Origin of the sequence: Pseudomonas kilonensis, assembly GCF_001269885.1 — a bacterium.
GTDB lineage: Bacteria > Pseudomonadota > Gammaproteobacteria > Pseudomonadales > Pseudomonadaceae > Aquipseudomonas > Aquipseudomonas kilonensis.
In genome coordinates this window covers 49,867-74,503 of sequence record NZ_LHVH01000028.1, presented here as the reverse complement: position 1 = coordinate 74,503, position 24,637 = coordinate 49,867, and the positions used below count along the sequence as shown (strand labels likewise).

Below are 24,637 nucleotides of genomic sequence, written 5' to 3'. Positions count from 1 at the left end.
CGCGGCTCGCACATAACAAGGATTGCGTCATGACGACCGATGGCCAGCGTTCACTCGCGCAGCGACTGACGGGCATTGATGAGATTGAATGTGTCACGCCGGATTTGAATGGCGTGCCGCGGGGCAAGGTAATGACCGCTGAGGGTTTCCTCGAAGGCCGGCGGCTGCAGTTGGCGCGGGGCGTGCTGCTGCAATGCATCATGGGCGGTTATCCGCCGTCGCGTTTCTACGGCAGCGACGACGGCGACCTGGCGTTGGTGGCCGATCCGAAACAGATCCACCGCCTGCCCTGGAGCCAACAGCCCCGTGCCCTGGCGATCTGCGACGCCGACGAGCTGAGCGGTGAAAGCTCCCGGCTCTCGACGCGCGGCCAGCTCAAGGCCGTTGTCGCTCGCTATGCCGCCCTTGGCCTGGCGCCGGTGGTGGCGACCGAACTGGAATTCTTCGTGTTCGCCCCCAACCCGGACCCGACCCAGCCGTTCCAGCCGCCGATGGGCCTGGATGGGCGTCGTGAAGACGGCCATTCGGCGTTCAGCGTCAGCTCCAACAACGGCCTGCGCCCGTTCTTCAGTGAAGTCTATGCCTGCATGGCGGCGCTGGGCCTGCCTCGCGACACCTTCATGCATGAAATGGGCGTGAGCCAGTTCGAGATCAATCTGCTGCACGGCGATCCGCTGTTGCTGGCCGACCAGACGTTCCTGTTCAAGCACCTGCTCAAGGAAGTGGCCCTCAAGCACGGCCTGACCGTGGTCTGCATGTCCAAGCCCCTGGCCCACACGCCGGGCAGCTCGATGCATATCCACCAGAGCGTCGTCGAGGCGGACAGCGGTCGCAACGTCTTCAGCGACGAGGCAGGCGAACCGACGGCCGCTTTCCGGCACTTCATCGGTGGGCAACAGGCATGCCTGGCGGATTTCACCGCGTTGTTCGCGCCGAATGTGAATTCCTACCAGCGCCTGTGCCACCCGTTCGCCTCACCGAACAATGCCTGTTGGTCCCATGACAACCGTTCGGCCGGGTTGCGGATTCCCGCCAGTTCGCCAGTGGCCCGGCGGGTCGAGAACCGCTTGCCGGGGGCCGATGCCAACCCCTATCTGGCGATTGCTGCCAGCCTGGCCGCCGGGCTGTATGGGATCGAACATCACCTGGAGCCGAGCGCGGCGATCCAGGGCGAATTCGAAGTGCCGGATAATCTGTCGCTGCCATGTACCTTGCATGCTGCCCTGGAGCGTCTGAAGCGTAGTCATCTGGCGAAGGAACTGTTCGGTACGGAGTTCATCGAAGGCTACATCGCCTCCAAGACCCTGGAACTGACCAGCTTCTTCGATGAAATCACGCCCTGGGAGCGGCGTGTCCTCGCGGCCCAGGCATAACGAACCGTCGCATTCGGGCTATCTTCAACAGGTAGCCCTTACTCACCTCAAGGAGCCGCTCGGAACGCCGATGCGCCAAATCTGGAAACCTTTTCGAGCGCTTTATTTCGCCTCGCTGATGATGTTGATCGGCTCGGGCCTCTTGAGTACTTACCTGGCCTTGCGCCTGGCCGCCGACCATGTGGACAGCCTCTGGGTCGGTGCGCTGATGGCCGCCAACTATTTCGGCCTGGTGCTGGGTGGCAAGATCGGCCACCGGTTGATCGCCCGCGTTGGCCACATCCGCGCCTATTCGGCCTGCGCCGGGATTGTCGGGGCGGCCGTGCTGGGCCATGGCCTGGTGGACTGGCTGCCGGCCTGGATCGTGCTGCGGATGATCGTCGGCCTCGGGATGATGTGCCAGTACATGGTCATCGAGAGCTGGCTCAACGAACAGGCCGACGCCAAGCAGCGTGGCGTGGTGTTCAGCGGCTACATGATTGCCTCCTATCTGGGGCTGGTGCTGGGCCAGTTGATCCTGGTCATGCACCCGGCCCTGGGGCCTGAGCTGTTGATGCTGGTGGCGCTGTGCTTCGCCTTGTGCCTGGTGCCGGTGACACTGACCCGGCGAATTCACCCGGCGGCGCTGCATCCGGCGCCCATGGAGCCGCGTTTCTTCATCAAGCGTGTGCCGCAGTCATTGAGTACGGTGCTGGGTTCCGGGTTGATCGTCGGCTCGTTCTATGGCCTGGCGCCCCTGTATGCCTCTCAGCAGGGCCTGTCGACCGAGCAGGTCGGTCTGTTCATGGGTAGCTGCATCTTCGCCGGATTGCTGGTGCAGTGGCCGCTGGGGTGGCTGTCCGACCGTTATGACCGGGCGCTGTTGATCCGCTGCTTTGCGCTGGTCCTGACGATCTGTGCGCTGCCATTGGCAATTCTTCCGACGGTGCCGCTGGAGGTGCTGTTCGTCGCGGGATTCTTCTGTTCGCTGGTGCAGTTCTGCCTCTATCCGCTGGCGGTGGCATTTTCCAACGACCACGTCGAAGCTGATCGAAGGGTGTCCCTGACCGCGATGCTGCTGGTGACCTATGGTGTTGGCGCCAGTATCGGGCCGCTGGTGGCCGGTGTGCTGATGAAGATGTTCGGCAGCCAGATGCTCTACGCCTTCTTCGCTTTCTTCGCCTTGGTGCTGGTGTGGCGGATCCGGCCGAAAGCGGTGACCAACCTGCATCAGGTCGATGACGCACCGCTGCATCACGTGGCAATGCCGGACAGCATGTCGAGTTCGCCTTTGGTGGCGTGTCTTGATCCACGGGTGGATGAGCAGGTGGTGCAGGAGCAGATGCAGTCGCCGGCCAATCCGGACGTGGAGCCTGAGCCGACCACTGAGGCTGCGGCCGAGGCTGAAACAGAAACCGAGGCGCCTGAGATACCGAGTTTTACCCAGGCCAGGCCTTGAAGCAGGCATAAAAAAACGGGCAGTCACCGCAAGGGACTGCCCGTTTTTTATGCCTCGAAAATCAGAGGTCGTCTTTATCGAAGCGCCGGGCTTCTCGCTGGAGCTGGTAGACGAACCGCTCGACCTGCCGTTGCACCAGGCCGCTGATGTTGTGGAAGCGTACACCGGCGAACGTGGTGTTGATCCTTTCTTCGAAATGCAGGTAGCGCAGCTCGACTGGCGCGGTCATGTTGCCAAACGGCAGGGCTGCGATGAAGCGCTCGTACACCTGGCCCAATTGCAGACGCTCCGTGATGTCGCCCTCGAAGCGCAACTTGCAACCGGTGGCGGAAATGTCCAGCAGCTTGCCATCCACCGGGGACTTCATCTTGTCGCCGCCCAGTTCAACGCTCACCAGTTGTGCCAGTTTCAGGGCGGCGCGGAAGGCGTTGCGACGTTGGTGATAGACCACTTCGTCGGGCAGGGCGCCGCGATAGCAGCGACCGTCGCTGGATTCATCGATGGTCAGTGGGCCCTTGCCATCCCATGCGATACGCACGCCGTCATGGAAACCCTCGACACGAAACGGCTCGCCGGCCAGCAGGAAACGCTCGCCGTCCCGGGGGATCATTTCATCCAGGGCAATGGAGTTGGTCTCGCGATCGACGTTGACCAGATAACTCTGGAAGCGCTGGGTGCGTTCGTGGAAGGTAATGATCAGCGGGTCGTGGCTCTCTTGCAGCATCCGCAGGTTGCCGGAGATTTCCAGGGGCGTGGTGAGGACCTTGGGCGGCTGCGGAGCATCATCCGCGTTTGAGGCATTGAACACGGTGAGTCAATCTCCAGGCAAAATACGACTACGAAAGGCGGGCATTTTGCCAGCATGTATCGCGCGTTGATAGAGCGAAGGCATTGTTCGTTTCATGCCTGGCTGAGCGGGCGGTGCTTGACCATTCGGGCCGTTGAACCGCTAGCGTCATACAGCGTCGGGATCTCGCCACCGTTGAGAATGCGCAACTGGTTGGCGGTGGCGGCCTGCTGCATCAGGATCGACTGGCCGTTGCGGGCGTTGGTCGCCTGGCATTGGGCGAGCAGGTCGTTGAGCACGTTGCTCTGGGACAGCAACTGATCGCCGAGGGTCGACTGGCTGGCCAACTGCTCAAGGCCGTCATGATTGGCGGGCAGGTTGAGGCTGGCGAGGATCTCGCTGCGTTTGCGGCCATGCTGGTCAAGCAAGATGATCAATGCCTGTTTCTGCGCCAGGATATTCTCCAGCAGAGGCATGTCGCGACCGTGCAGTGCCACGGATTCGGCCTGCAACAATTCCAGCAATTGTTGTGCTGGAACAAAGTCGTCGATGATCAGTTGCAATAAATGAGTGTCGTGCATGGCTGGCCTTGGGTCTTAGCGTCCAAAAGCCTGGCGCAGGCGGTGGCCTAGCGCTGGGCTTCGAAGTTGAGCAGTTTGCTGGCTACGCGGTTGCTGTCGACTTTGTAGCTGCCATCGGCGATTGCTGCTTTCAACTCGGCCACGCGGGCGTTGTCGACGACAGGTTGATCGCGCAGCTTGTCAGTGACCTTCTGCAACTGCTGAGCCTCAGTGCTGAGGTGTACCGACTCCCCGTTGCTGACTTGTTCGGCGGGTGTAGGCAGCGGCGCGGATTTGCCGGCTTCGGCGGTTTCCTTGGTGGCGCTGGTACGCGTAGTGCCTGTCAGCGGTGAAGAGCTGTTTAAACGATTGAAATCGATGACCATGGTAAAAAACCTCTGGGTATTTGGACGCTTGCCATGTTTTCGGCCATCCCCCAAAAAACTTTAGGCTCATTTATACAATGAGCGTGCGCACGTCTGCGCTTGCCTTTGTGTAAGGCACAGTCTAGGGAACACCGGGATCAAGCGCCAGCTTTCTACCTCCTCTACCCAATCACTACATCGCCACTTCCACTTGGCCAGGGGCCATCACTTGCGCCTTGATCACGCGCTGGGAGTTGAGGTTTTTTACCCGTATCTGTTCACGCATGCCGCCGTTGGACAGGGCCTCGCCGGGCATCCGCACGGCCAGGGAGCCGCTGCGGGCGGTGATGACCACCTGGTCGCCCTTGCGGACCACCTCGGCCTGCTCCAGGTGCACCAGTGTCACGACCTGATCGGCGACCATTGGTCGGACAAGTTTCTGCCCGATGGCCTGGTCGACGGAGGTCAGGAAGCCCTGGGTGATCTGGCTGATGTCCCGTTCGCGCAATATCACGTCCTGGGGCTCGACGATCCCGGCCCGTTTAAGCGGACGAGTGGTGGTGACAATGTCTCGAAACAGGCGCACTTGAGCGGGCACGAACACCGTCCAGGGCGCGGCGCTGTCGCAACGAACCTTCACCGTGACGCGGCCCAGGGGCCGGGCCGGGCTCTCCAGCGAAGCAGTCAATTCCTTGTCACACATGGGCATGCGCAAGCGTGGGTCGAGCTGGTTGACTTCGATTTCGTAACGACCTTCGGTTTGACTGGTAGCCAGATAGTCTTCTACGGTGAATTCAAGAAAGCCCTGAGTGACGCCGATAAGTAGATCAGGCAAGGTAACCGGAACTGCAGCAAGGGCAGGACCGCCCGAAGCGAACAAGCAGACAGCCAGCAGTGCACCGAGCCAGTGGCGGCAGTGAGTGGTCAGGCGTCGAGAAAATGTCGTTTGTGCGTTCATGCCGGTTCAATAGCAAGCCCCGTGCCGTTTAGTGATGAATGCGCGTCGGACACATTAGCGTTATGTAGGAGTCAGGGCATGGCGGGAGTAATGGATTCGGTAAACCAGCGCACTCAGCTGGTCGGTCAGAATCGCCTCGAGCTGTTGTTGTTCCGTCTCGACGGCCAACAAATGTATGGGATCAACGTATTCAAGGTTCGCGAGGTGCTGCAATGCCCCAAGCTGACCCTGATGCCCAAGTCCAATCCCGTCGTGTGCGGCGTGGCGAATATCCGCGGGGCGACCATCCCGATTCTCGACCTGGCGATGGCGACGGGTTCCGGCCGGCTGCTGGACCAGAGCAATCCGTTTGTGATCATCACCGAGTACAACACCAAGACCCAGGGTTTTCTGGTGCGCTCGGTGGAGCGGATCGTCAACATGAACTGGGAGGAGATCCATCCGCCACCCAAGGGCACCGGCCGCGATCACTACCTGACGGCGGTGACCCGGGTCGATAACCAACTGGTGGAAATCATCGACGTGGAGAAGATCCTTGCCGAAGTGGCGCCCACCACGGAGACCATTTCCCTGGGCGTGGTCGATGCCGAAACCCAGCACAAGGCGATTTCACTGCGCGTACTGACCGTTGATGATTCTTCGGTGGCACGTAAGCAAGTCACCCGTTGTCTACAAACGATCGGCGTCGAGGTGGTGGCCTTGAACGATGGACGGCAGGCGCTGGATTACCTGCGCAAACTGGTCGACGAGGGCAAGAAGCCGGAAGAAGAGTTTCTGATGATGATCTCCGACATCGAGATGCCGGAGATGGACGGGTACACCCTGACCTCGGAAATCCGCAGCGACCCGCGCATGCAAAAGCTGCACATCATCTTGCATACTTCGTTGTCCGGGGTTTTCAACCAGGCGATGGTCAAGAAGGTCGGTGCCGACGATTTCCTGGCGAAATTCCGCCCCGATGACCTGGCTTCCCGGGTCGTCGATCGGATCAAGGCAGCAGAATAAAGTAAAGGTCGGGCGCGTGGTGCGCCCGGCAAGTCAACACGATGAAAGAGGCGGTATCTTGTCTACGGGTAATTTGGATTTCGAACAGTTCCGGGTCTTCCTGGAAAAAGCCTGTGGCATCTTGCTTGGTGAAAACAAGCAGTACCTGGTGTCGAGCCGTCTCAATAAATTGATGGAGCAACAGGGCCTCAAGTCATTGGGCGAGCTGGTGCAGCGTATCCAGACCCAACCGCGCAGCGGCTTGCGCGAGATGGTGGTGGACGCCATGACCACCAACGAAACCCTGTGGTTTCGTGACACCTATCCGTTCGAGGTGCTGAAGAACAGAGTGCTGCCGGCAGCCATCAAGGCCAGCCCGGGCCAGCGCCTGCGAATCTGGTCGGCGGCCTGTTCATCGGGGCAGGAACCCTATTCGCTGTCGATGTCCATCGATGAGTTCGAACGCTCCAACCTCGGCCAGTTGAAAGGCGGCGTGCAGATCGTCGCCACCGACCTGTCCGGAACCATGCTCAACAACTGCAAGACCGGCGAGTACGACAGCCTGGCCATCGGCCGTGGCCTGTCGCCGGATCGCCTGCAACGGTTCTTCGATCCGAAAGGGCCGGGTAAATGGGTGGTCAAGGCGCCGATCAAGAGCCGGGTGGAGTTCCGCTCGTTCAACCTGTTGGACAGCTATGCCAGCCTGGGCAAGTTCGACATCGTGTTCTGCCGCAACGTGCTGATCTACTTCTCTGCCGAAGTGAAGAAAGACATCCTGCTGCGCATCCACAGCACGCTCAAGCCGGGTGGTTACCTGTTCCTCGGCGCCTCCGAGGCGTTGAACGGTTTGCCGGATCATTACCAGATGGTCCAATGCAGCCCGGGGATCATCTACCAGGCAAAGTGATTGGCTTGAGCTGTCAAAAAAACGGGAGTCCCAAAGGGCTCCCGTTTTTTTTGCCTGCCAGTTTTTCCTCCATTCACCACCAATCCCCTGTGGGAGCGGGCTTGCTCGCGAAAGCGGTGTGTCAGTCAAGATAACTGTCACAGTCACACCGCTTTCGCGAGCAAGCCCGCTCCCACATTTGGAATATCACTGCCCTTGAAAAGCGGCAGAAAAGCGGCAGCCGGCGGAAACCCGTTGCCGCTTTTCTGGCATTGCCGCGTTGCCGGTGCCCGCAAAGCCCCGGTTTATGGGGTTTCTGAAAATGGCACGGCGCTTGCTTTAGCCGTCGTACGTACATTCTGGTCACCCAAAGGTTTCCGCCATGAGCATCAGCTTCGATAAAGCGCTCGGTATCCACGAACAGGCCCTGAGCTTCCGCGCCCAGCGTGCCGAAGTCCTGGCCAACAACATCGCCAACGCCGACACCCCGAACTACAAGGCGCGTGACCTGGACTTCTCCAAGGTGCTCGCCGAGCAGAGCGAGAAGACCAAGAACGGCCACTTCGCCCTGAACATGACCAACACCCGTCATATCGAAGCCGAAGGCCTGGGCAATGGCGACGAATCGCTGATGTATCGCACGCCGATGCAGCCGTCGATCGACCAGAACACCGTGGACGCTCAACTGGAACAGTCCAACTACACGGAAAACTCCGTGAACTTCCAGGCCAGCTTCACCCTGCTCAACAGCAAGTTCAAAGGGCTGGTATCGGCCCTGCGCGGAGAGTAAGCCATGTCGATTGCTAGCGTATTCAACATTGCCGGCAGTGCCATGAGTGCCCAGACCACTCGCCTGAACACCGTCGCCAGTAACATCGCCAACGCCGAGACCGTTTCGTCGAGCATCGACCAGACCTACCGCGCCCGCCACCCGGTATTCGCCACCATGTTCCAGGGCGGCCAGTCCGGCGGCAGCGATTCGCTGTTCCAGGAGCAGGACGCGGCCGGGCAGGGCGTACAAGTGCTTGGCGTGGTCGAAGACCAGAGCAACCTCGATGCCCGTTATGAGCCAAACCATCCGGCTGCCGACGCCAAGGGCTACGTCTACTACCCGAACGTCAACGTCGTCGAAGAAATGGCCGACATGATTTCCGCCAGCCGTTCGTTCCAGACCAACGTCGAAATGATGAACACCGCCAAAACCATGATGCAGAAGGTCCTGACCCTCGGTCAGTGATAAGGGGCGAGTCACATGAGCGTTACCAATACGACAAGTGGTTTGAGCCTCAACGAGATTCTGGCCAACTCCTCGGTCAAGACCAACACCACGACTGATTCCCTGGGCACGGTGACTGGTTCGGCGACCGGCAAGAAGGAATTGGGCAAGGATGCGTTCCTGCAGTTGCTCGTGACCCAACTGAAAAACCAGAACCCGCTGGAGCCACAGGATAACGGTGAGTTCGTTGCCCAGTTGGCGCAGTTCAGCAGCCTGGAAGGCATCACCACCCTCAACGAGACGGTGAGCGGCATCGCCGGCAACTACAACTCGTCCCAGGCCTTGCAGGCCTCGTCGCTGGTGGGCCGCTCGGTCATTGCCCCGGGTGACAAGGCGGTGGTCGATACCTCCAAGAGCCTCAACGGCACGGTGGTGGTACCGACATCGGTGTCTTCTGTCGCCGTCAAGATCGTGGACAAGGACGGCAAGACCGTTCGTACCATCGACTTGGGCAGCCAGAACGCCGGCAATTCCGCGTTCATCTGGGATGGCAAGAACGATGCGGGCACGGTCGTTGAATCGGGCACTTACACCTTCGCGGCCTCGACCACCATCGACGGCAAGGCCACGTCGTTGATCACCAACCTGCCGGCCACGGTCAGCAGCGTGACGATCAGCCAGACGGGCGGTGAACTGATGCTCAACCTGGCCGGACTGGGCAGCATTGCCCTGTCCAAAGTACAAACTATTGGTATGTAGAGCCGACTAACCGGCAAAAGGAGTCAACATGTCTTTCAACATCGGCCTTAGCGGTCTCTATGCAGCCAACAAACAGCTGGACGTGACCGGCAACAACATCGCCAACGTGGCGACCACCGGTTTCAAATCGTCCCGCGCGGAATTCGAAGACGTCTACTCGGCCACCAAGCTGGGTTCGGGCAGCAAGACCGTCGGCAACGGCGTGCGCCTGGCCAACGTTTCCCAGCAGTTCGGCCAGGGTGACGTGAACAACACCGGCAACGTGCTGGACATGGGCATCCAGGGCCAGGGCTTCTTTGTCCTGAGCAACGACGGCTCCCTGAGCTACACCCGTGCCGGTACCTTCAAGACCGACAAGGAAGGCTTCATCACCAACAGCGACGGCACTTCGCGCCTGCAAGGCTATGGCGTGGATGCCAACGGCAAGATCCAGAACGGTATCCTGACCGACCTGCGCATCGACACCTCGAACCTGCCGCCGAATGCCACCAGCCTGGTTTCCTCGACGATCAACCTGAACTCGACGGCAACGCCGATCACCGCGGCGTTCAATCCGGCCGACACCGCCACGTTCACCAAGCAATTCACCACCCCGGTCTATGACACCCAAGGCAACCAGCATTCCATGGACCAGTACATGGTCAAGACTGCCGGCAACACCTGGAACGTCTATACCTTGATCGATGGTCGTAACCTCAACGGCACCGCGCCGACCACGACCGGTGTGACCGCGCCTGTTCCTTCGACCATGAACTTCGATTCGAGCGGCAGGTTGACCACGGTCACCACTCCGCCAGCGACGGTCAATAGCGATCTGGTATTGACCGGTTGGGTTCCTGGCACCGTGACCAACGGGACATGGACCGCCAACGGCGCCGCCAGTGCACCAACCATCACGATCTCCATGGGCAATACCACCCAGTTCAACGCCGACACCGCGCGTTCGATCCCGGCTCAGAACGGTTACGCCACTGGCCAGATCACCAACCTGACCATCGACGGCAGCGGTGTATTGCTGGCCAACTTCAGCAACAACCAGACCAAGCCGATCGGTCAGCTCGCCCTCGCCAGTTTCACCAACGAGCAGGGTTTGCAGCCGGTAGGCGGCACCAGCTGGAAAGAAACCTTCGCCTCGGGCATCCCGGGCTACGATGCTCCGGAAACCGGGACCCTGGGTTCGATCGTCTCCAACTCCCTGGAAGAGTCCAACGTCAACCTGACCAACGAACTGGTCGAGCTGATCAAGGCGCAAAGCAACTACCAGGCGAACGCCAAGACCATCTCCACACAGAGCACCATCATGCAGACCATCATTCAGATGGCTTGATGTCGATGGTTGTTTGAAGGCTGCACAAGGAGCCCCTCGCAAGAGGGGCTTTTTCATGGGCGGTGATTTTTGTGGTGCCTGGCCTGACCCCATCGCGAGCAAGCTCGCTCCCACATTGGAATGCTTACCCCTGTGGGAGCGAGCTTGCTCGCGATGGGGCCAGTCCAGGCACCGACTTTTCTCCAGGCAAAAGAAAACCCCCGATAAACCAGCAGTCTATCGGGGGCTTCTTTCAGCAGGCGCTTTTACGTGCCCACCCGCTCAGCTTATTGGCAAGCTTCGCAATCCGGCTCGTCGATCGCGCAGGCCTTTGGCACTGGCGCTGGGCCTGCTGGAGCAGCCAGGACCGAATCGTCACCGTGGTTGCCGCCGCTGGAAACAGCGTTCAGCTTGCCGGTGTTGATGGTCGACTTCTCGGTGCTGGTCGCGGCCAGGGCACGGAGGTAGTAAGTGGTTTTCAGACCACGGTACCAGGCCATGCGGTAGGTCACGTCCAGCTTCTTGCCCGAAGCACCGGCGATGTACAGGTTCAGCGACTGAGCCTGGTCGATCCACTTCTGGCGACGGCTGGCGGCGTCGACGATCCACTTGGTGTCCACTTCGAACGCAGTGGCGTAGAGCTCTTTGAGCTCTTGCGGGATGCGTTCGATCTGCTGCACCGAACCGTCGTAGTACTTCAGGTCGTTGATCATGACCGAGTCCCACAGGCCACGGGCCTTGAGGTCGCGAACCAGGTACGGGTTGATCACGGTGAACTCGCCCGACAGGTTCGATTTCACATACAGGTTCTGGTAGGTCGGTTCGATCGACTGCGACACGCCAGTGATGTTGGCGATGGTGGCGGTCGGTGCGATGGCCATGATGTTGGAGTTACGAATGCCTTTCTGTACACGGGCACGAACCGGTGCCCAGTCCAGGGATTCATTCAGGTCAACGTCGATGTACTTCTGGCCGCGCTGGGCGATCAGGATCTGTTGCGAGTCCAGCGGCAGGATGCCCTGGGACCACAGCGAACCCTGGAACGTCTCGTAGGCGCCACGCTCGTCGGCCAGGTCGCAGGAAGCCTGGATCGCGTAGTAGCTGACCGCTTCCATGGACTTGTCGGCGAACTCGACCGCGGCATCGGAACCGTACGGGATGTGCTGCAGGTACAAGGCGTCCTGGAAGCCCATGATGCCCAAGCCGACCGGACGGTGCTTGAAGTTGGAGTTCTTCGCCTGTGGCACCGAGTAGTAGTTGATGTCGATCACGTTGTCGAGCATGCGCACGGCGGTGTTCACGGTGCGTTGCAGCTTGGCGGTGTCCAGCTTGCCGTCGACGATGTGGTTCGGCAGGTTGATCGAGCCCAGGTTGCAGACCGCGATCTCGTCCTTGTTGGTGTTCAGGGTGATCTCGGTGCACAGGTTCGAGCTGTGGACCACGCCCACGTGCTGCTGCGGGCTGCGCAGGTTGCACGGGTCCTTGAAGGTCAGCCATGGGTGGCCGGTTTCGAACAGCATCGACAGCATCTTGCGCCACAGGTCTTTGGCCTGGACGACTTTGAACAGCTTGATCTTGTTGTACTCGGTCAGGGCTTCGTAGTACTCGTAGCGCTCTTCGAAAGCCTTGCCGGTCAGGTCGTGCAGGTCTGGCACTTCGGATGGCGAGAACAGGGTCCACTTGCCGTCATCGAAGACGCGCTTCATGAACAGGTCAGGGATCCAGTTGGCGGTGTTCATGTCGTGGGTACGACGACGGTCATCACCGGTGTTCTTGCGCAGCTCGATGAACTCTTCGATGTCCATGTGCCAGGTTTCCAGGTAGGCACAGACCGCGCCCTTGCGCTTGCCGCCCTGGTTGACCGCGACTGCGGTGTCGTTGACCACTTTGAGGAACGGCACGACGCCCTGGGATTTGCCGTTGGTGCCCTTGATGTACGAGCCCAATGCGCGAACCGGAGTCCAGTCGTTGCCCAGGCCACCGGCGAATTTCGACAGCATGGCGTTGTCGTGGATCGCGCCGTAGATGCCCGACAGGTCATCTGGAACGGTGGTCAGGTAGCAGCTCGACAGCTGTGGACGCAGGGTACCGGCGTTGAACAGGGTCGGGGTCGAGGCCATGTAGTCGAAGGACGACAACAGGTTGTAGAACTCGATCGCACGGTCTTCGCGCTGCTTCTCTTCGATCGCCAGGCCCATGGCCACGCGCATGAAGAAGATCTGCGGCAGTTCGAAACGCACGCCATCCTTGTGGATGAAGTAACGGTCGTACAGGGTTTGCAGGCCCAGGTAGGTGAACTGCTGGTCGCGCTCGTGGTTGATCGCCTTGCCGAGTTTTTCCAGGTCGAATTCGGCCAGGACCGGGTTCAGCAATTCGAACTCGATACCCTTGGCGACGTAGGCCGGCAAGGCCTTGGCGTACAGGTCGACCATTTCGTGGTGGGTCGCGCTCTCGGCGACTTCCAGGAAGCTCAGGCCTTCGGCACGCAGGGTGTCCATCAGCAGGCGGGCGGTCACGAAGGAGTAGTTCGGCTCGCGTTCCACCAGGGTCCGCGCGGTCATCACCAGCGCGGTGTTGACGTCCTTGAGGGCGACGCCGTCATAGAGGTTCTTCAGGGTTTCGCGCTGGATCAGGTCGCCATCGACTTCTTCCAGGCCTTCGCAGGCCTCGGTGACGATGGTGTTCAGGCGGCCCATGTCCAGCGGCGCCAGGCTGCCGTCGGCGCGGGCGATGCGGATCGATGGGTGGGCCTGGACCGGTGCGTCGGCCGGGGTGCGGATAGCACGTTCCTTGGCGCGGGAGTCACGGTAGATCACGTAGTCGCGGGCTACTTTCTGCTCGCCGGCACGCATCAGGGCCAGTTCGACCTGGTCCTGGATTTCTTCGATATGGATGGTGCCGCCCGAGGGCATGCGACGCTTGAAGGTCGCGGTGACCTGTTCGGTCAGGCGGGCCACGGTGTCGTGGATTCGCGACGAAGCGGCAGCGGTGCCACCTTCAACTGCGAGAAACGCTTTGGTGATGGCGACGGTGATCTTGTCATCGGTGTAAGGAACGACAGTGCCGTTACGCTTGATCACACGCAGTTGGCCCGGCGCGGTGGCGGACAGATCCGGGTTCGAATCGGCGGCCAGCGGCGCGGTGCCCTGCGGGTTCTCGCGAGTTGTGTCGGTGTGCATGGGTGTCTCCACGTTCTCTATGTTTGTTTGGGCACCATCACGGTGCCCACCGTTCCGTCCTGAAGCACTACAACCGACTGGCGCCGGGCATAACAACCTCGGGACAGTAGGAAGCAGGCGTTTAATGCCGCTTCCATCCGAAGTTCTCAGGTTGCGAGCGAGGCTCGAAACCGGGTTGACGGGGTGGCAGCAATTGACTGCAACACCCGTACCGTTTCGGTCGTTTTCGACCTTGAAACAGTTGCCATCCGCAGGGGCGGTCTGGGCTTGGGGGAATTCGGTGTTTCAGCTGGACAGAAGCAAGAAAAGCGCTTGAATTCTCTGCCCGACTTGTGTTTGGTTTTTGGCCTGAAACCCTACATGTAGGGTTTTTTGCGCGGCGGGCTACAAGATAATGCGTTTTTGGGGGGTATGCAACGTACTACCTGTGGATAAGCCTGTGCGTAATTTGTGTGCGAAACGTGGAACTGCTCTGTAGGCCGCGACCTAGCTGGAGTGGACCTTTTTTCGTCGATTTCGACGATCCGAAAACAGCCCGGTGGTTTTTGCGGGCGCGGACATTACCACATAAAACCCAGCCGATCGAAACGCATTTGTCCGCTTGTTTTCCGCGCAGGCGACGTTTATACAATCGGCCCATGCGTGGGTGTGTTTATCCTCCTTTAACATGACAAAAAGACGGGGGCTGTATTCGAAGCGGACACTTGTGGCGAGGGGATTTATCCCCGCTGGGTCGCGAAGCGGCCCCCTGCGTTCTGTCTGACACGCACGGTTGCCAATGTGGGGCTGCTGCGCAGCCCAGCGGGGATAAATCCCCTCGCCACAGGGTTTTGTGTTCGCCACAGGGGTTTGTGCTGATCCTTCCTTTTATATTCGCAGCAAGACGAGGCCCCAGTGGAACAAGAAGCCTGGCAGGTATTGATCGTCGAGGATGACCAGCGTCTGGCCGAGCTGACCCGGGAATACCTCGAAAGCAACGGATTGCGTGTCGCCATCGAAGGCGACGGCGCGGTGGCGGCGGCGCGGATCATTGCCGAGCAGCCGGACCTGGTGGTCCTCGACCTGATGCTGCCCGGCGAAGACGGCCTGAGCATCTGTCGCAAGGTGCGCGAGCACTATGACGGGCCGATCCTGATGCTCACCGCCCGCACCGACGACACCGATCAGATCCAGGGCCTGGACCTGGGCGCCGATGATTACGTCTGCAAGCCGGTTCGCCCGCGTTTGCTCCTGGCGCGCATCCAGGCCCTGCTGCGGCGCAGCGAACCGGAGCCGAACGTCGCGCAGAAGCCGCGACGCCTGCAATTCGGCCCGCTGGTGGTCGACGACGCCCTGCGCGAAGCCTGGTTGCAGGGCAACGGTATCGAGCTGACCAGCGCCGAATTCGACCTGCTGTGGCTGCTGGTGTCCAATGCCGGGCGCATCCTGTCTCGGGAAGAAATCTTTACCGCCCTGCGCGGCATTGGTTATGACGGCCAGGACCGTTCCATCGATGTGCGCATTTCACGTATCCGCCCCAAGATCGGCGACGACCCGGACCATCCACGGTTGATCAAGACCATTCGCAGCAAAGGCTACCTGTTCGTTCCTGAAGCCTGCGTAGACCTCGCACCGTGAATTCGATCTTCCTGCGTATTTATGGCGGTATGTGTGCGGCACTGGTGCTGGTGGCGGTCCTCGGTGTGCTGGCCTTGCACCTGCTCAACCAGACCCGCAGCGAGCAATACCGCGAGCGCCTGGCCCACGGTACGTTTTCGTTGATGGCCGACAACCTGCGGCCGATGAACGACACCGAACGGCGGCGGGCGTTGCTGGTGTGGGAGCGCCTGCTGGGCATTCCCCTGGCGTTGCAGACCTTCACCCAGACCGACCTCGACCTTGGCCAGCGCACCCGCGTACTGCGCGGCCAGGCGTTGGTCGAGCAGACCGGGCCGCACGCGGCGAAAGTCTATCGGCTGGTCAGCGATGGCGAACAACTGATGTTGGTGGGGGAAGTCCAGCAGATCAGCGAACAACTGGCCCGCGCGACCATCTACCTGTTGGCCGACGAGCTGGTGCGTTACCCGGTAGCCGATCAACCCCAGCGGCTCGCCCAATTGGCGCAGGAAAAAGGTTTCGGTTTCGACCTGCGGCTCATGACCGCCGAGCAGGCCGACATGGACGAAGACCAGCGCCGTCGTGTGTCCGAGGGCGATACGGTGATGGCGCTGGGCAAGGGCGGCGACTCCATCCGGGTCTTCGCCGGGATGGTCGGCACGCCGTGGGTGCTGGAGATCGGTCCGCTGTACCAGATGAACCCTTATCCGCCGCAATGGCTGGTGTTGATCGCGGCGCTGGGGTTGAGCCTGATCGGCTTGATCGTCTACCTGTTGGTGCGCCAATTGGAGCGGCGCTTGCGTGGCCTGGAGTCGGCCGCTACCCAGATCGCCCAGGGCAGCCTGGAAACCCGGGTGCCGGCCCGAGGCGCCGACTCGGTCGGGCGACTGGCCGCGGCGTTCAACGGCATGGCCGAGCACCTGCAGCAACTGTTGGCGATCCAGCGTGAGCTGGTGCGGGCGGTGTCCCACGAATTGCGTACCCCGGTGGCGCGCCTGCGCTTCGGCCTGGAAATGCTCGGCAGCGCCACCACGTCCCAGGCCCGGGACAAATACCTGGCGGGCATGGACCACGACATCGAAGACCTGGATCGGCTGGTGGACGAAATGCTCACCTATGCGCGGCTGGAACAGGGGTCGCCGGCCCTGAATTTCCAGCGGGTGGACCTCGATGCGCTGGTCAATCAAGTGATCGATGAGCTGGGGCCGTTGCGGGCCGGGATCACGGTCGAGCGCGGTCTATGCCTGTCGGCCGCCGATTGCGACGGCGCCTGGGTCGAGGCCGAGCCACGCTTTCTGCATCGCGCCCTGCAGAACCTGGTGGGCAACGCCATGCGCCACGCCAGTTCCCGAGTCACCGTCAGCTACCAGGTGGGCCAGTTGCGCTGCCGGGTGGACGTGGAAGACGACGGGCCTGGTGTGCCGGAAGCGGCGTGGGAGCGGATCTTCAAGCCCTTCCTGCGCCTGGACGACAGCCGTGCCCGGGCTTCGGGCGGCCATGGGCTGGGGTTGTCGATCGTGCGACGGATCATCCACTGGCACGACGGTCGGGCACTGATCGGCAAGAGCAAGAGTCTGGGTGGGGCGTGCTTCAGCTTGAGTTGGCCGCGGCATCAGGACAGGTCTTGATAGGTGGGGTGCCTGATCGACCGCCATCGCGGGCAAGCCTTGCTCCCACAGATCAGTGCTCCCTGATTTAAGTGTGGTTTGCTGTGGGAGCAAGGCTTGCCCGCGATGAGGCCCTGAAAAGCAGCACAGCTCTCAGGCCTTGATCCCCACCAGGCTCAATAGCTGCCCATCCTTCACCCCAAACTGCGCCTGCAGTTCACTGCCATGGCACCACTCGGCCGACAGGTCCGTCAGCAAACGCAGGCGCACCTGTCCATCGGGTGTCCAGTCCAGCACCTCGGCATGCTCGAAATAAAAGCGCTGCCTGACGATCGGATACAGCGCCTTGAACAGGCTTTCCTTCACGGAAAAGGTCAGGGTCACCAGCAAGGCCCGGTCATCGTGCGTGAGACGGGTCATGCGCTGCAACTCTGGCGAGGTGAGGATTTCGCCGGCCAGGCGTTCGGCGCGCTCGGGGTCGAGGAGGTTTTCCACGTCCATGCCCAGCCCTTGCCAGTGATCTTTTTTCGCGACGATGGCCGCTGCCCGACCGGTGCTGTGGGTGATCGAACCGCTGACATGCGCCGGCCACACCGGGGCGCGGTCTTCGCCGATGGCCGGCACGCAGGCCTGGCCGTCGAGCCGCTGCAAGGCCGCCCGGGCGCAGATCCGCCCGGCCAGGAATTCTGCCTGGCGCTTGGCGACCGAGCGCTGGATGCTCGCCGGGGGCTCGATGGCACTGCTTGAGAAGTCGGCGTTCACCAGCAACAACGGGTCGAAGCGGGTGCTCAGCAGCACCGTATCGGGCAGGGCATCGGGCAAGAGCCAATGTTCATCCAAAGGCGAGCAGCAGGCGGGCAGGGTAGGGAGTGTGTTCATGCCGGGCATTTTGCCGGGTTGGCCTGAGGCTGGGTAGTGGGGGGCGTGTGTAGGGAGCAGAAGCCGGCTTTTGTGGCGAGGGAGCTTGCTGTGGGAGCAAGGCTTGCCCGCGATGAAGGCGATGTGGTCTTCCAGAAATCGAGTCGCCTGGGTCGCGAGCAAGCTTTGCTCCCACAATCCCCTCGCCACAGGGGGATGTACTAGAAGATTTTCTTGAAGAACTTCTGCATATCCGCCCACGACTTTTCATCGGCTTCCTTGTTGTAGCCAATGTCCGGCCCGCCATGTTCGCCGTGGCTCAAGCGGTCGGCCTCGGGGTTGCTGAAGCCGTGCTTGGCACCCTCGAGGTTGACGAATTTATAGTCGGCGCCGGCCTTGTCCATCTCGCTCTTGAACGCGGTGACGTTGTCCTGGGTGACCATGCTGTCCAGGGCGCCATGCTCGACCAGTATCTTGGCCTTGACGCTGCCCGGCGTTGCCGGGGTGTTGGTCACCAGCGCACCGTGGAAACTCACCACGCCGGCCAGCGGCACACCCTGGCGCGCCGCATCGAGCACCACCTTGCCGCCGAAGCAGTAGCCGATGGCAGCGAGTTTGTCCGGATCGGTCTGAGGCTGTTTCTTCAGCAGGTCGAGACCGGCCTGGAAGCGGGCACTGGCCGCCTTGCCGTCCTTGAGCGCCGCCTGCATGAAGGCCATGGCGTCCTTGGGGTGTTCGGTGTTCTTGCCGTCGCCGTACATGTCGATGGCCAGGGCGCTATAGCCCAGGCCGGCGAGGTCACGGGCACGGCGCTTGGCGTAGTCGTTCAGCCCCCACCATTCATGCACCACCACCACGCCTGGGCGCGGGCCTTTGACGGCGTCGTCATACGCGTAATAGCCGATCAGCTGGGTGCCGTCGGCACTGGTGTAGGGGAGTTCCTGGGTCTGGATGGCGGCGTGGCTCACGCCGCTCATGGCCAGAAGTACAACAGCAAGCAGCCTGCGCATGACGGATCTCCTTATAAAAGTGGTCCGCACAGATTAGCCGATTCATTCAGCGCAGGTTCAGAGAACGTTCAAGGGGTGTTCAGGGACGGCTGGTTAAGGTGACCACGACTTCACAAAACATCCACGCTGCAAAGGAACTTGACCATGACTGCTATGAAAAAACTGCTGTTGGCTTTCACCGTGCTGGGCGCCAGCGCCATGGCCCACGCCGATGACAACTTCGCCAGCCTGACCCTCGGCCAGACCAGCGACAAGGTGAAGAAATCCGACGCCTTGGACAGCGCCCTGAACCACCCGAACGCCGACGGCATCATCGGCAAGGACACCACGTATGGCCTGCGACTGGGCAAGCAAAACGACCAGGGCCGCTACTACGCTACCTACGACAATGTCTCGGGCAGCCACAACGGCATCAAGTTGCGCCAGGAAAACCTGCTGGGCAGCTACGATGTGTTCTATCCGGTCACCAGCAGCACCAAACTGTTCGGTGGCGGTACGGCGGGCCTGACCAAGCTGACCCAGGATTCTCCTGGCTTCAGCCGCGACAGCGACATCGGCTACGCCGTGGGCTTGCAAGGGGGCGTGCTGCAACAAATTTCGCAAAACACCTCGGTTGAACTGGGTTACCGTTACCTGCGCAGCAACGCCAGCACCGAGATGAGCCCGCACGGTGGCGACAAGGTCGGCTCGCTGGACCTGACCAGCAGCGCCCAGACGTACCTGTCCGCGAACTACACGTTCTAAGCGGTCGATGGTGAGCGTATCCAGCCGGATCGGTCGAAGACGATCCGGCGCCTTTCGTTGAGGTGCGCCGCACTGGATTGTTTGATTTGCCTGGGGAGAGGCTCCATGAAATTACTGGTCGTCGAAGACGAAGCGCTGTTGCGTCACCACCTGCAAACCCGCCTCACCGACAGCGGCCATGTGGTGCAGGCCGTGGCCAATGCCGAAGAGGCCTTGTACCAGGTCCGGGAATTCAACCATGACCTGGCGGTGATCGACCTGGGCCTGCCGGGCATCAGCGGGCTGGAGCTGATCCGCCGGCTGCGCTCACAGGACAAGACGTTTCCGATCCTGATCCTCACCGCCCGCGGCAACTGGCAGGACAAGGTCGAAGGCTTGGCCGCCGGTGCCGATGACTACGTGGTCAAGCCGTTCCAGTTCGAAGAGCTGGAGGCCCGGTTGAACGCCTTGTTGCGTCGTTCCAGCGGCTTTACCCAGTCGACCATCGTCGCCGGCCCGTTGCTGCTCGACCTCAATCGCAAGCAGGCGTCCCTCGATGAGGAACCGCTGGCGTTGACCGCCTACGAATACCGCATCCTCGAATACCTCATGCGCCATCACCAGCAAGTGGTGGCCAAGGACCGCTTGATGGAGCAGCTTTACCCCGATGACGACGAGCGTGATCCCAATGTCATCGAAGTGCTGGTCGGGCGCCTGCGCCGTAAGCTGGAAGCCCCGGCCGGCTTCAAACCCATCGACACCGTGCGTGGCCTGGGCTACCTGTTCAACGAGCGCTGCCAGTGATTCGTTCGCTTCGCCTGCGGCTGATGCTGGCTGCCATGACCCTGGCGGTGCTGTTCATGCTGGCCTTGTTGCCGGCCATGCAAGGCGCGTTCAGCCTGGCGTTGCAGGAATCCATCGAGCAACGCCTGGCTTCGGACGTGACCACGCTGATTTCCGCCGCCCGAGTGGAAAACAACCGCTTGAAGATGCCGGCGCAATTGCCCGATGAGCGTTTCAACCTCGCCGATGCCCGCCTGCTGGGCTACATCTATGATCGCGAGGGGCGATTGGTCTGGCGGTCGAAGGCCACCCAGGAAGAAAACATCAACTACACGCCGCGCTATGACGGCCAGGGCAACCAGTTCGCGCGCATTCGCGAAAACGACGGCCAGGAGTTTTTTGTCTATGACGTCGAGATCAAGTTGCTCGGCGGTCAGAGCGCGGCGTTCAGCATCGTCACCCTGCAACCGGTGCGCGACTACGAAGTGACCCTGCAGGGGCTGCGGGACAATCTCTACCTGGGCTTTGGCGCGGCCCTTTTGGTGTTGCTGGCGCTGTTGTGGATCGGCCTGACCTGGGGGCTTCGGGCGCTGCGGCGCCTGAGCCAGGAGCTCGACGAAATCGAAAGTGGCGCCCGGGAAAGCCTGAGCACCGAGCATCCCCGGGAACTGCTGCGCCTGACCGGTTCCCTCAACCGTTTGCTGTACAGCGAGCGCGAGCAGCGCAGTCGTTATCGCGACTCCCTCGATGACCTGGCCCACAGCTTGAAGACCCCGCTGGCGGTGTTGCAGGGCGTCAGCGAGGACATGGCCCGGCGCCCCGAGGACCGTGGACAGGCCTGGGTGCTGCAATCCCAGATCGAGCGCATGAGTCAGCAGATCGGTTACCAGTTGCAGCGCGCCAGTCTGCGCAAAAGCGGGCTGGTACGCCATCAGGTGCCCTTGCGCCCGGTGCTGCAAAGCCTGTGCGACACCTTGGACAAGGTCTATCGCGACAAACGGGTCAATGTCAGTTTCGATTTGCCGGAGCACTGCCAGGTGCCGATCGAACAGGGTGCCTTGCTGGAGATGCTCGGCAACCTGCTGGAGAACGCCTATCGGCTGTGCCTGGGCGAGTTGCGCATCAGTGTGCACCAGACCCTCGGCGGCACGGAGTTGAGTGTCGAGGACGACGGGCCGGGCGTGCCACCGGATCAACGTGCGCGGATTCTCCAGCGGGGCGAGCGACTGGATCGCCAGCATCCGGGGCAGGGCATCGGCCTGGCGGTGGTGAAAGACATCATCGATAGCTACGGCGCCAAGTTGACCCTGGGGGACTCAGAGTTGGGCGGGGCGGCGTTCCGGATTCATTTTCCGGTGGTCTGACTGGAATATTTTTCGGTATGTGTTTGCGGGCCTTTGTGGCGAGGGGATTTATCCCCGCTGGGCCGCGAAGCGGCCCCCTGCATCCTGTCTGACACACCACCTCCACCCCTTTGGGGCTACTGCGTAGCCCAGCGGGGATAAATCCCCTCGCCACAGGGATAGCACACCTCAGAAGTTGGATGTCACCACTCAGCTCTCCAACTCCCGATAAGCCCCCGGCGTCAGCCCCGTCCACTTCTTGAACGCCCGGTGAAACGCCGACGGCTCTGAGAACCCCAACTGCTCGGCAATCTGCTGCAACGACAAGTCCGCACGCCCCAAGTGGTAGATGGCGATATCCCGCCGCAGCTGATCCTTGAGTTCCTGGAAGCTGGTGCCTTCCTCCCGCAAGTGCCGGCGCAAGGTCTGCGGGCTGATGTGCAAATGGGCGGCGACGGTGTCCAGGTCGGGCCAGCGCGCGGTGTCGCGGCTGAGCAAGCGGCGCAGCTGGCTGCTCAGGCTGTGGCCATCGTCCGGGCGCGACAGCAGGTCGGCGGGGGAGCGTTCGAGGAAATGCTTGAGGGTGCGTTCGTCCTGCAGCGGTGGCATATCCAGGTAACGGCTGTGGAACAACAGGCTGCTGCTGCGCGCTTCGAACATCAGCGGACAGGGAAACAGTAGGTCGTATTCGGCACCGTGGGCGGGTTTGGCGTAGCCGAAGGTCGCCTGTTCCAGGCCGATACGCTGGCCGATCAGCCAACTGGCGAGGCGATGCCAGACCACCAGCAGGCTTTCAGTCAGGAAGTGATCCGGGTCCCGCAGCGTCGAATCGTCCAGCACCAGCCGCACTCGCTCGCCTTCGGCTTCCAGGGTCAGGCGCGGGGCGTCGGCGAACAAACTGTAGAACAGCAAGCCGCGTTGAAGGGCCTTGCCCAGGGTCCGACAGTGGATCAACGCGTGACACATCATGGCAAACGTCCCGGGTTTACTCGCCGCCCTGCCGAACCCCAGGTATTCGTCCCCCAATGCAAGCCACAGCGCCTGCAACAGGCGGGCGAACTGCTCGGGCGCAATCCGCGCGCGCGGCTCATCCAACAGCTCGGGGCTGATGCCCAGCTGTTGCAGCAGAGGAACATAGTCGAAGCCTTGCCGACGCGCGCCGCCCAGGGCTGCGCGGGCGAAGTGGCTGGCGATCGTGCGTTGACGCATGGCTGAAGTCCGTCCGTTTAGCGGGCGATGGTAGCAGGGCACTGCAGCCCGACAAGGCGGATATCCGCCAAATCCCGGAGTGATAAACGCCCCGTGGGCGGAAATCCGCCATATTCCACGTCGGTGTTTAACCCGTGAATAGTTCCAGGACCCTTCTGCAACAGTGCTTGTAGGGTTTTTCTGAAAAATGGCACGAGCCTTGCGATACAGCACACAGGTCTGCCGCGTGCAGCCGACAAAAAACAAATCCCTCCAGTGCAGGAGGGTTCGCAATTGAGGTGCCGTGGACGACAGGTGGATGTCGTCAAACGGGACTCTTGAGGAAGGTTTGCCATGACGACTCGTCAGCCACTGTACAAATCCCTGTATTTCCAGGTGATCGTAGCCATTGCCATCGGTATTTTGCTCGGCCACTTCTACCCGCAGACCGGTGTTGCCCTCAAGCCATTCGGCGACGGGTTCATCAAACTGATCAAAATGGTCATCGCCCCCATCATCTTCTGTACCGTCGTCAGCGGCATCGGCGGCATGCAGAACATGAAGTCGGTCGGCAAGACTGGCGGCTACGCGCTGCTGTACTTTGAAATCGTTTCCACCATCGCCCTGCTGATCGGCCTGGTCGTGGTCAACGTCGTGCAGCCGGGCGTCGGCATGCACATCGACGTGGCAACCCTGGACACCAGCAAGATCGCCGGTTTCATCAATGCCGGTAAAGACCAGAGCATCATCGCCTTCGTCCTCAACGTGATCCCGAACACCATTGTCGGTGCGTTCGCCAACGGCGACATCCTGCAGGTGCTGATGTTCTCGGTGCTCTTCGGTTTCGCCTTGCATCGCCTGGGCGCCTACGGCAAGCCGGTACTGGACTTCATCGATCGCTTCGCCCACGTCATGTTCATCATCATCAACATGATCATGAAACTGGCGCCTATCGGTGCGTTCGGTGCCATGGCCTTCACCATCGGCGCCTACGGTGTCGGTTCGCTGGTGCAGTTGGGCCAGTTGATGATCTGCTTCTACATCACCTGCGTGGTGTTCGTGCTGGTGGTCCTGGGCGCCATCTGCCGTGCCCACGGCTTCAGCGTCGTCAAGCTGATCCGCTACATCCGTGAAGAACTGCTGATCGTGCTGGGTACTTCCTCGTCGGAATCGGCCCTGCCTCGCATGCTGATCAAGATGGAACGCCTGGGTGCCAAGAAGTCGGTCGTAGGCCTGGTGATCCCGACTGGCTACTCGTTCAACCTCGACGGTACTTCGATCTACCTGACCATGGCCGCGGTGTTCATCGCCCAGGCCACCGACACCCCGATGGACCTGACTCACCAGATCACCCTGCTGCTGGTGCTGCTGCTGTCGTCCAAAGGTGCTGCTGGCGTGACCGGTAGTGGTTTCATCGTACTGGCGGCCACCCTGTCGGCCGTGGGCACCTTGCCGGTGGCCGGCCTGGCACTGATCCTGGGTATCGACCGCTTCATGTCCGAAGCCCGCGCCCTGACCAACCTGGTGGGCAACGCCGTCGCCACGATCGTGGTGGCCAAGTGGGTCAAGGAACTGGACGAAGACCAGTTGCAGACCGAGCTGGCTTCCGGTGGTCGTGGTATCTCCGATGTCCGTGAAGATGACGAGCAGATTGCGGCGGCGCAGATTGCAGCGGCTGAATCCTCTGCTCCAGGCGCTGTGAAGTAATCTTCAGGCTG

General features: G+C 61.2%; 22 protein-coding genes. 14 read left to right on the top strand and 8 right to left on the bottom strand.

Annotated elements, in window-relative coordinates; genetic code table 11:
• The first annotated feature begins 131 nt into the window (after positions 1–131).
• Together AD662_RS21710 and AD662_RS21705 are read left to right on the top strand one after the other, a co-directional pair.
• Positions 132–1,373 (top strand): glutamine synthetase family protein, encoded by a 1,242-nt coding sequence (locus AD662_RS21710; RefSeq protein WP_162493989.1) that lies wholly within the window; start codon positions 132–134, stop codon positions 1,371–1,373.
• A gap of 70 nt (positions 1,374–1,443) precedes the next feature.
• The gene (locus AD662_RS21705) at positions 1,444–2,811 is read left to right on the top strand and encodes an MFS transporter (protein ID WP_053189716.1); all 1,368 of its coding nucleotides are present in this window, start codon (positions 1,444–1,446) and stop codon (positions 2,809–2,811) included.
• Positions 2,812–2,872: 61 nt separating this feature from the next.
• Here the strand turns inward: AD662_RS21705 and AD662_RS21700 are convergent, their stop codons facing one another.
• From AD662_RS21700 to flgA, 4 genes are all read right to left on the bottom strand, one after another.
• Entirely contained in the window at positions 2,873–3,619 is a 747-nt protein-coding gene (locus AD662_RS21700) for a flagellar brake protein (RefSeq protein ID WP_018610265.1), read from the bottom strand.
• Between the two features lie 92 nt (positions 3,620–3,711).
• Positions 3,712–4,179, bottom strand: a complete 468-nt coding sequence (locus tag AD662_RS21695; protein ID WP_018610267.1) for a flagella synthesis protein FlgN — start codon at positions 4,177–4,179, stop codon at positions 3,712–3,714.
• Positions 4,180–4,226: 47 nt separating this feature from the next.
• Positions 4,227–4,544, bottom strand: a complete 318-nt coding sequence (gene flgM, locus AD662_RS21690) for a flagellar biosynthesis anti-sigma factor FlgM (RefSeq protein WP_018610269.1) — start codon at positions 4,542–4,544, stop codon at positions 4,227–4,229.
• Between the two features lie 172 nt (positions 4,545–4,716).
• Entirely contained in the window at positions 4,717–5,481 is a 765-nt protein-coding gene (gene flgA / locus AD662_RS21685) for a flagellar basal body P-ring formation chaperone FlgA (RefSeq protein ID WP_018610271.1), read from the bottom strand.
• A gap of 78 nt (positions 5,482–5,559) precedes the next feature.
• On the opposite strand from flgA, the gene AD662_RS21680 reads away from it, so the two are divergent.
• The 6 genes from AD662_RS21680 (at position 5,560) to flgE (ending at position 10,653) form a co-directional block, all read left to right on the top strand.
• Positions 5,560–6,486 carry a chemotaxis protein CheV gene (locus AD662_RS21680; protein ID WP_018610273.1) on the top strand — a complete coding sequence of 309 codons (927 nt, stop codon included), beginning with the start codon at positions 5,560–5,562 and terminating at the stop codon, positions 6,484–6,486.
• A 58-nt stretch (positions 6,487–6,544) separates the two neighbouring features.
• Entirely contained in the window at positions 6,545–7,372 is an 828-nt protein-coding gene (gene cheR, locus AD662_RS21675) for a protein-glutamate O-methyltransferase CheR (protein ID WP_018610275.1), read from the top strand.
• Positions 7,373–7,733: 361 nt separating this feature from the next.
• On the top strand, positions 7,734–8,141 hold the full coding sequence (gene flgB / locus AD662_RS21670) for a flagellar basal body rod protein FlgB (RefSeq protein WP_018610277.1): 408 nt from the start codon (positions 7,734–7,736) through the stop codon (positions 8,139–8,141).
• Positions 8,142–8,144: 3 nt separating this feature from the next.
• Positions 8,145–8,588: a flagellar basal body rod protein FlgC gene (gene flgC / locus AD662_RS21665; protein WP_014339780.1), complete on the top strand. Its 444-nt coding sequence runs from the start codon at positions 8,145–8,147 to the stop codon at positions 8,586–8,588.
• A gap of 15 nt (positions 8,589–8,603) precedes the next feature.
• Positions 8,604–9,326 (top strand): flagellar hook assembly protein FlgD, encoded by a 723-nt coding sequence (gene flgD, locus AD662_RS21660; RefSeq protein WP_053181162.1) that lies wholly within the window; start codon positions 8,604–8,606, stop codon positions 9,324–9,326.
• A 28-nt stretch (positions 9,327–9,354) separates the two neighbouring features.
• Positions 9,355–10,653 (top strand): flagellar hook protein FlgE, encoded by a 1,299-nt coding sequence (flgE, locus tag AD662_RS21655; RefSeq protein WP_018610283.1) that lies wholly within the window; start codon positions 9,355–9,357, stop codon positions 10,651–10,653.
• A 266-nt stretch (positions 10,654–10,919) separates the two neighbouring features.
• On the opposite strand, the gene AD662_RS21650 is transcribed toward flgE, so the two are convergent.
• Complete coding sequence (locus tag AD662_RS21650; RefSeq protein WP_018610285.1) at positions 10,920–13,811, bottom strand: ribonucleoside-diphosphate reductase subunit alpha; 2,892 nt, start codon at positions 13,809–13,811, stop codon at positions 10,920–10,922.
• Between the two features lie 894 nt (positions 13,812–14,705).
• Between AD662_RS21650 and AD662_RS21645 the strand changes: the two genes are divergently transcribed.
• Together AD662_RS21645 and AD662_RS21640 are read left to right on the top strand one after the other, a co-directional pair.
• Positions 14,706–15,428, top strand: coding sequence for a response regulator (locus AD662_RS21645; protein WP_018610287.1), 723 nt, complete (start codon positions 14,706–14,708; stop codon positions 15,426–15,428).
• Positions 15,425–17,035 carry an ATP-binding protein gene (locus tag AD662_RS21640; protein WP_053189715.1) on the top strand — a complete coding sequence of 537 codons (1,611 nt, stop codon included), beginning with the start codon at positions 15,425–15,427 and terminating at the stop codon, positions 17,033–17,035. Before AD662_RS21645 ends, AD662_RS21640 begins: the two co-directional genes overlap by 4 nt.
• Positions 17,036–17,167: 132 nt before the next feature.
• Here AD662_RS21640 and AD662_RS21635 read toward each other — a convergent pair whose 3' ends face one another.
• Complete coding sequence (locus AD662_RS21635; protein WP_211264969.1) at positions 17,168–17,893, bottom strand: 4'-phosphopantetheinyl transferase family protein; 726 nt, start codon at positions 17,891–17,893, stop codon at positions 17,168–17,170.
• A 200-nt stretch (positions 17,894–18,093) separates the two neighbouring features.
• Positions 18,094–18,882, bottom strand: a complete 789-nt coding sequence (locus AD662_RS21630; protein ID WP_053181156.1) for a dienelactone hydrolase family protein — start codon at positions 18,880–18,882, stop codon at positions 18,094–18,096.
• A gap of 144 nt (positions 18,883–19,026) precedes the next feature.
• Here AD662_RS21630 and AD662_RS21625 point away from each other — a divergent pair, with 144 nt between their 5' ends.
• From AD662_RS21625 to AD662_RS21615, 3 genes are all read left to right on the top strand, one after another.
• On the top strand, positions 19,027–19,626 hold the full coding sequence (locus AD662_RS21625; RefSeq protein WP_018610295.1) for an outer membrane beta-barrel protein: 600 nt from the start codon (positions 19,027–19,029) through the stop codon (positions 19,624–19,626).
• Positions 19,627–19,731: 105 nt separating this feature from the next.
• Positions 19,732–20,409 (top strand): response regulator, encoded by a 678-nt coding sequence (locus AD662_RS21620; protein ID WP_014339772.1) that lies wholly within the window; start codon positions 19,732–19,734, stop codon positions 20,407–20,409.
• Positions 20,406–21,752 (top strand): ATP-binding protein, encoded by a 1,347-nt coding sequence (locus tag AD662_RS21615; protein WP_018610300.1) that lies wholly within the window; start codon positions 20,406–20,408, stop codon positions 21,750–21,752. The genes AD662_RS21620 and AD662_RS21615 overlap by 4 nt, the downstream gene beginning before the upstream one ends.
• Before the next feature lie 189 nt (positions 21,753–21,941).
• On the opposite strand, the gene AD662_RS21610 is transcribed toward AD662_RS21615, so the two are convergent.
• Positions 21,942–22,940, bottom strand: a complete 999-nt coding sequence (locus AD662_RS21610; protein WP_053189713.1) for an AraC family transcriptional regulator — start codon at positions 22,938–22,940, stop codon at positions 21,942–21,944.
• Positions 22,941–23,273: 333 nt separating this feature from the next.
• Between AD662_RS21610 and AD662_RS21605 the strand changes: the two genes are divergently transcribed.
• Positions 23,274–24,626: a dicarboxylate/amino acid:cation symporter gene (locus tag AD662_RS21605; RefSeq protein ID WP_018610304.1), complete on the top strand. Its 1,353-nt coding sequence runs from the start codon at positions 23,274–23,276 to the stop codon at positions 24,624–24,626.
• Positions 24,627–24,637: the final 11 nt, after the last annotated feature.

Bases quoted from the DNA above. Each gene is read 5' to 3' on its own strand.
- AD662_RS21710 (WP_162493989.1), top strand. From the start codon at position 132: ATGACCGCTGAGGGTTTCCTCGAAGGCCGGCGGCTGCAGTTGGCGCGG.
- AD662_RS21705 (WP_053189716.1), top strand. From the start codon at position 1,444: ATGCGCCAAATCTGGAAACCTTTTCGAGCGCTTTATTTCGCCTCGCTG.
- AD662_RS21695 (WP_018610267.1), bottom strand. From the start codon at position 4,179: ATGCACGACACTCATTTATTGCAACTGATCATCGACGACTTTGTTCCA.
- flgM (WP_018610269.1), bottom strand. From the start codon at position 4,544: ATGGTCATCGATTTCAATCGTTTAAACAGCTCTTCACCGCTGACAGGC.
- flgA (WP_018610271.1), bottom strand. From the start codon at position 5,481: ATGAACGCACAAACGACATTTTCTCGACGCCTGACCACTCACTGCCGC.
- AD662_RS21680 (WP_018610273.1), top strand. From the start codon at position 5,560: ATGGCGGGAGTAATGGATTCGGTAAACCAGCGCACTCAGCTGGTCGGT.
- flgB (WP_018610277.1), top strand. From the start codon at position 7,734: ATGAGCATCAGCTTCGATAAAGCGCTCGGTATCCACGAACAGGCCCTG.
- flgC (WP_014339780.1), top strand. From the start codon at position 8,145: ATGTCGATTGCTAGCGTATTCAACATTGCCGGCAGTGCCATGAGTGCC.
- flgD (WP_053181162.1), top strand. From the start codon at position 8,604: ATGAGCGTTACCAATACGACAAGTGGTTTGAGCCTCAACGAGATTCTG.
- flgE (WP_018610283.1), top strand. From the start codon at position 9,355: ATGTCTTTCAACATCGGCCTTAGCGGTCTCTATGCAGCCAACAAACAG.
- AD662_RS21650 (WP_018610285.1), bottom strand. From the start codon at position 13,811: ATGCACACCGACACAACTCGCGAGAACCCGCAGGGCACCGCGCCGCTG.
- AD662_RS21635 (WP_211264969.1), bottom strand. From the start codon at position 17,893: ATGAACACACTCCCTACCCTGCCCGCCTGCTGCTCGCCTTTGGATGAA.
- AD662_RS21630 (WP_053181156.1), bottom strand. From the start codon at position 18,882: ATGCGCAGGCTGCTTGCTGTTGTACTTCTGGCCATGAGCGGCGTGAGC.
- AD662_RS21625 (WP_018610295.1), top strand. From the start codon at position 19,027: ATGACTGCTATGAAAAAACTGCTGTTGGCTTTCACCGTGCTGGGCGCC.
- AD662_RS21620 (WP_014339772.1), top strand. From the start codon at position 19,732: ATGAAATTACTGGTCGTCGAAGACGAAGCGCTGTTGCGTCACCACCTG.
- AD662_RS21610 (WP_053189713.1), bottom strand. From the start codon at position 22,940: ATGCGTCAACGCACGATCGCCAGCCACTTCGCCCGCGCAGCCCTGGGC.
- AD662_RS21605 (WP_018610304.1), top strand. From the start codon at position 23,274: ATGACGACTCGTCAGCCACTGTACAAATCCCTGTATTTCCAGGTGATC.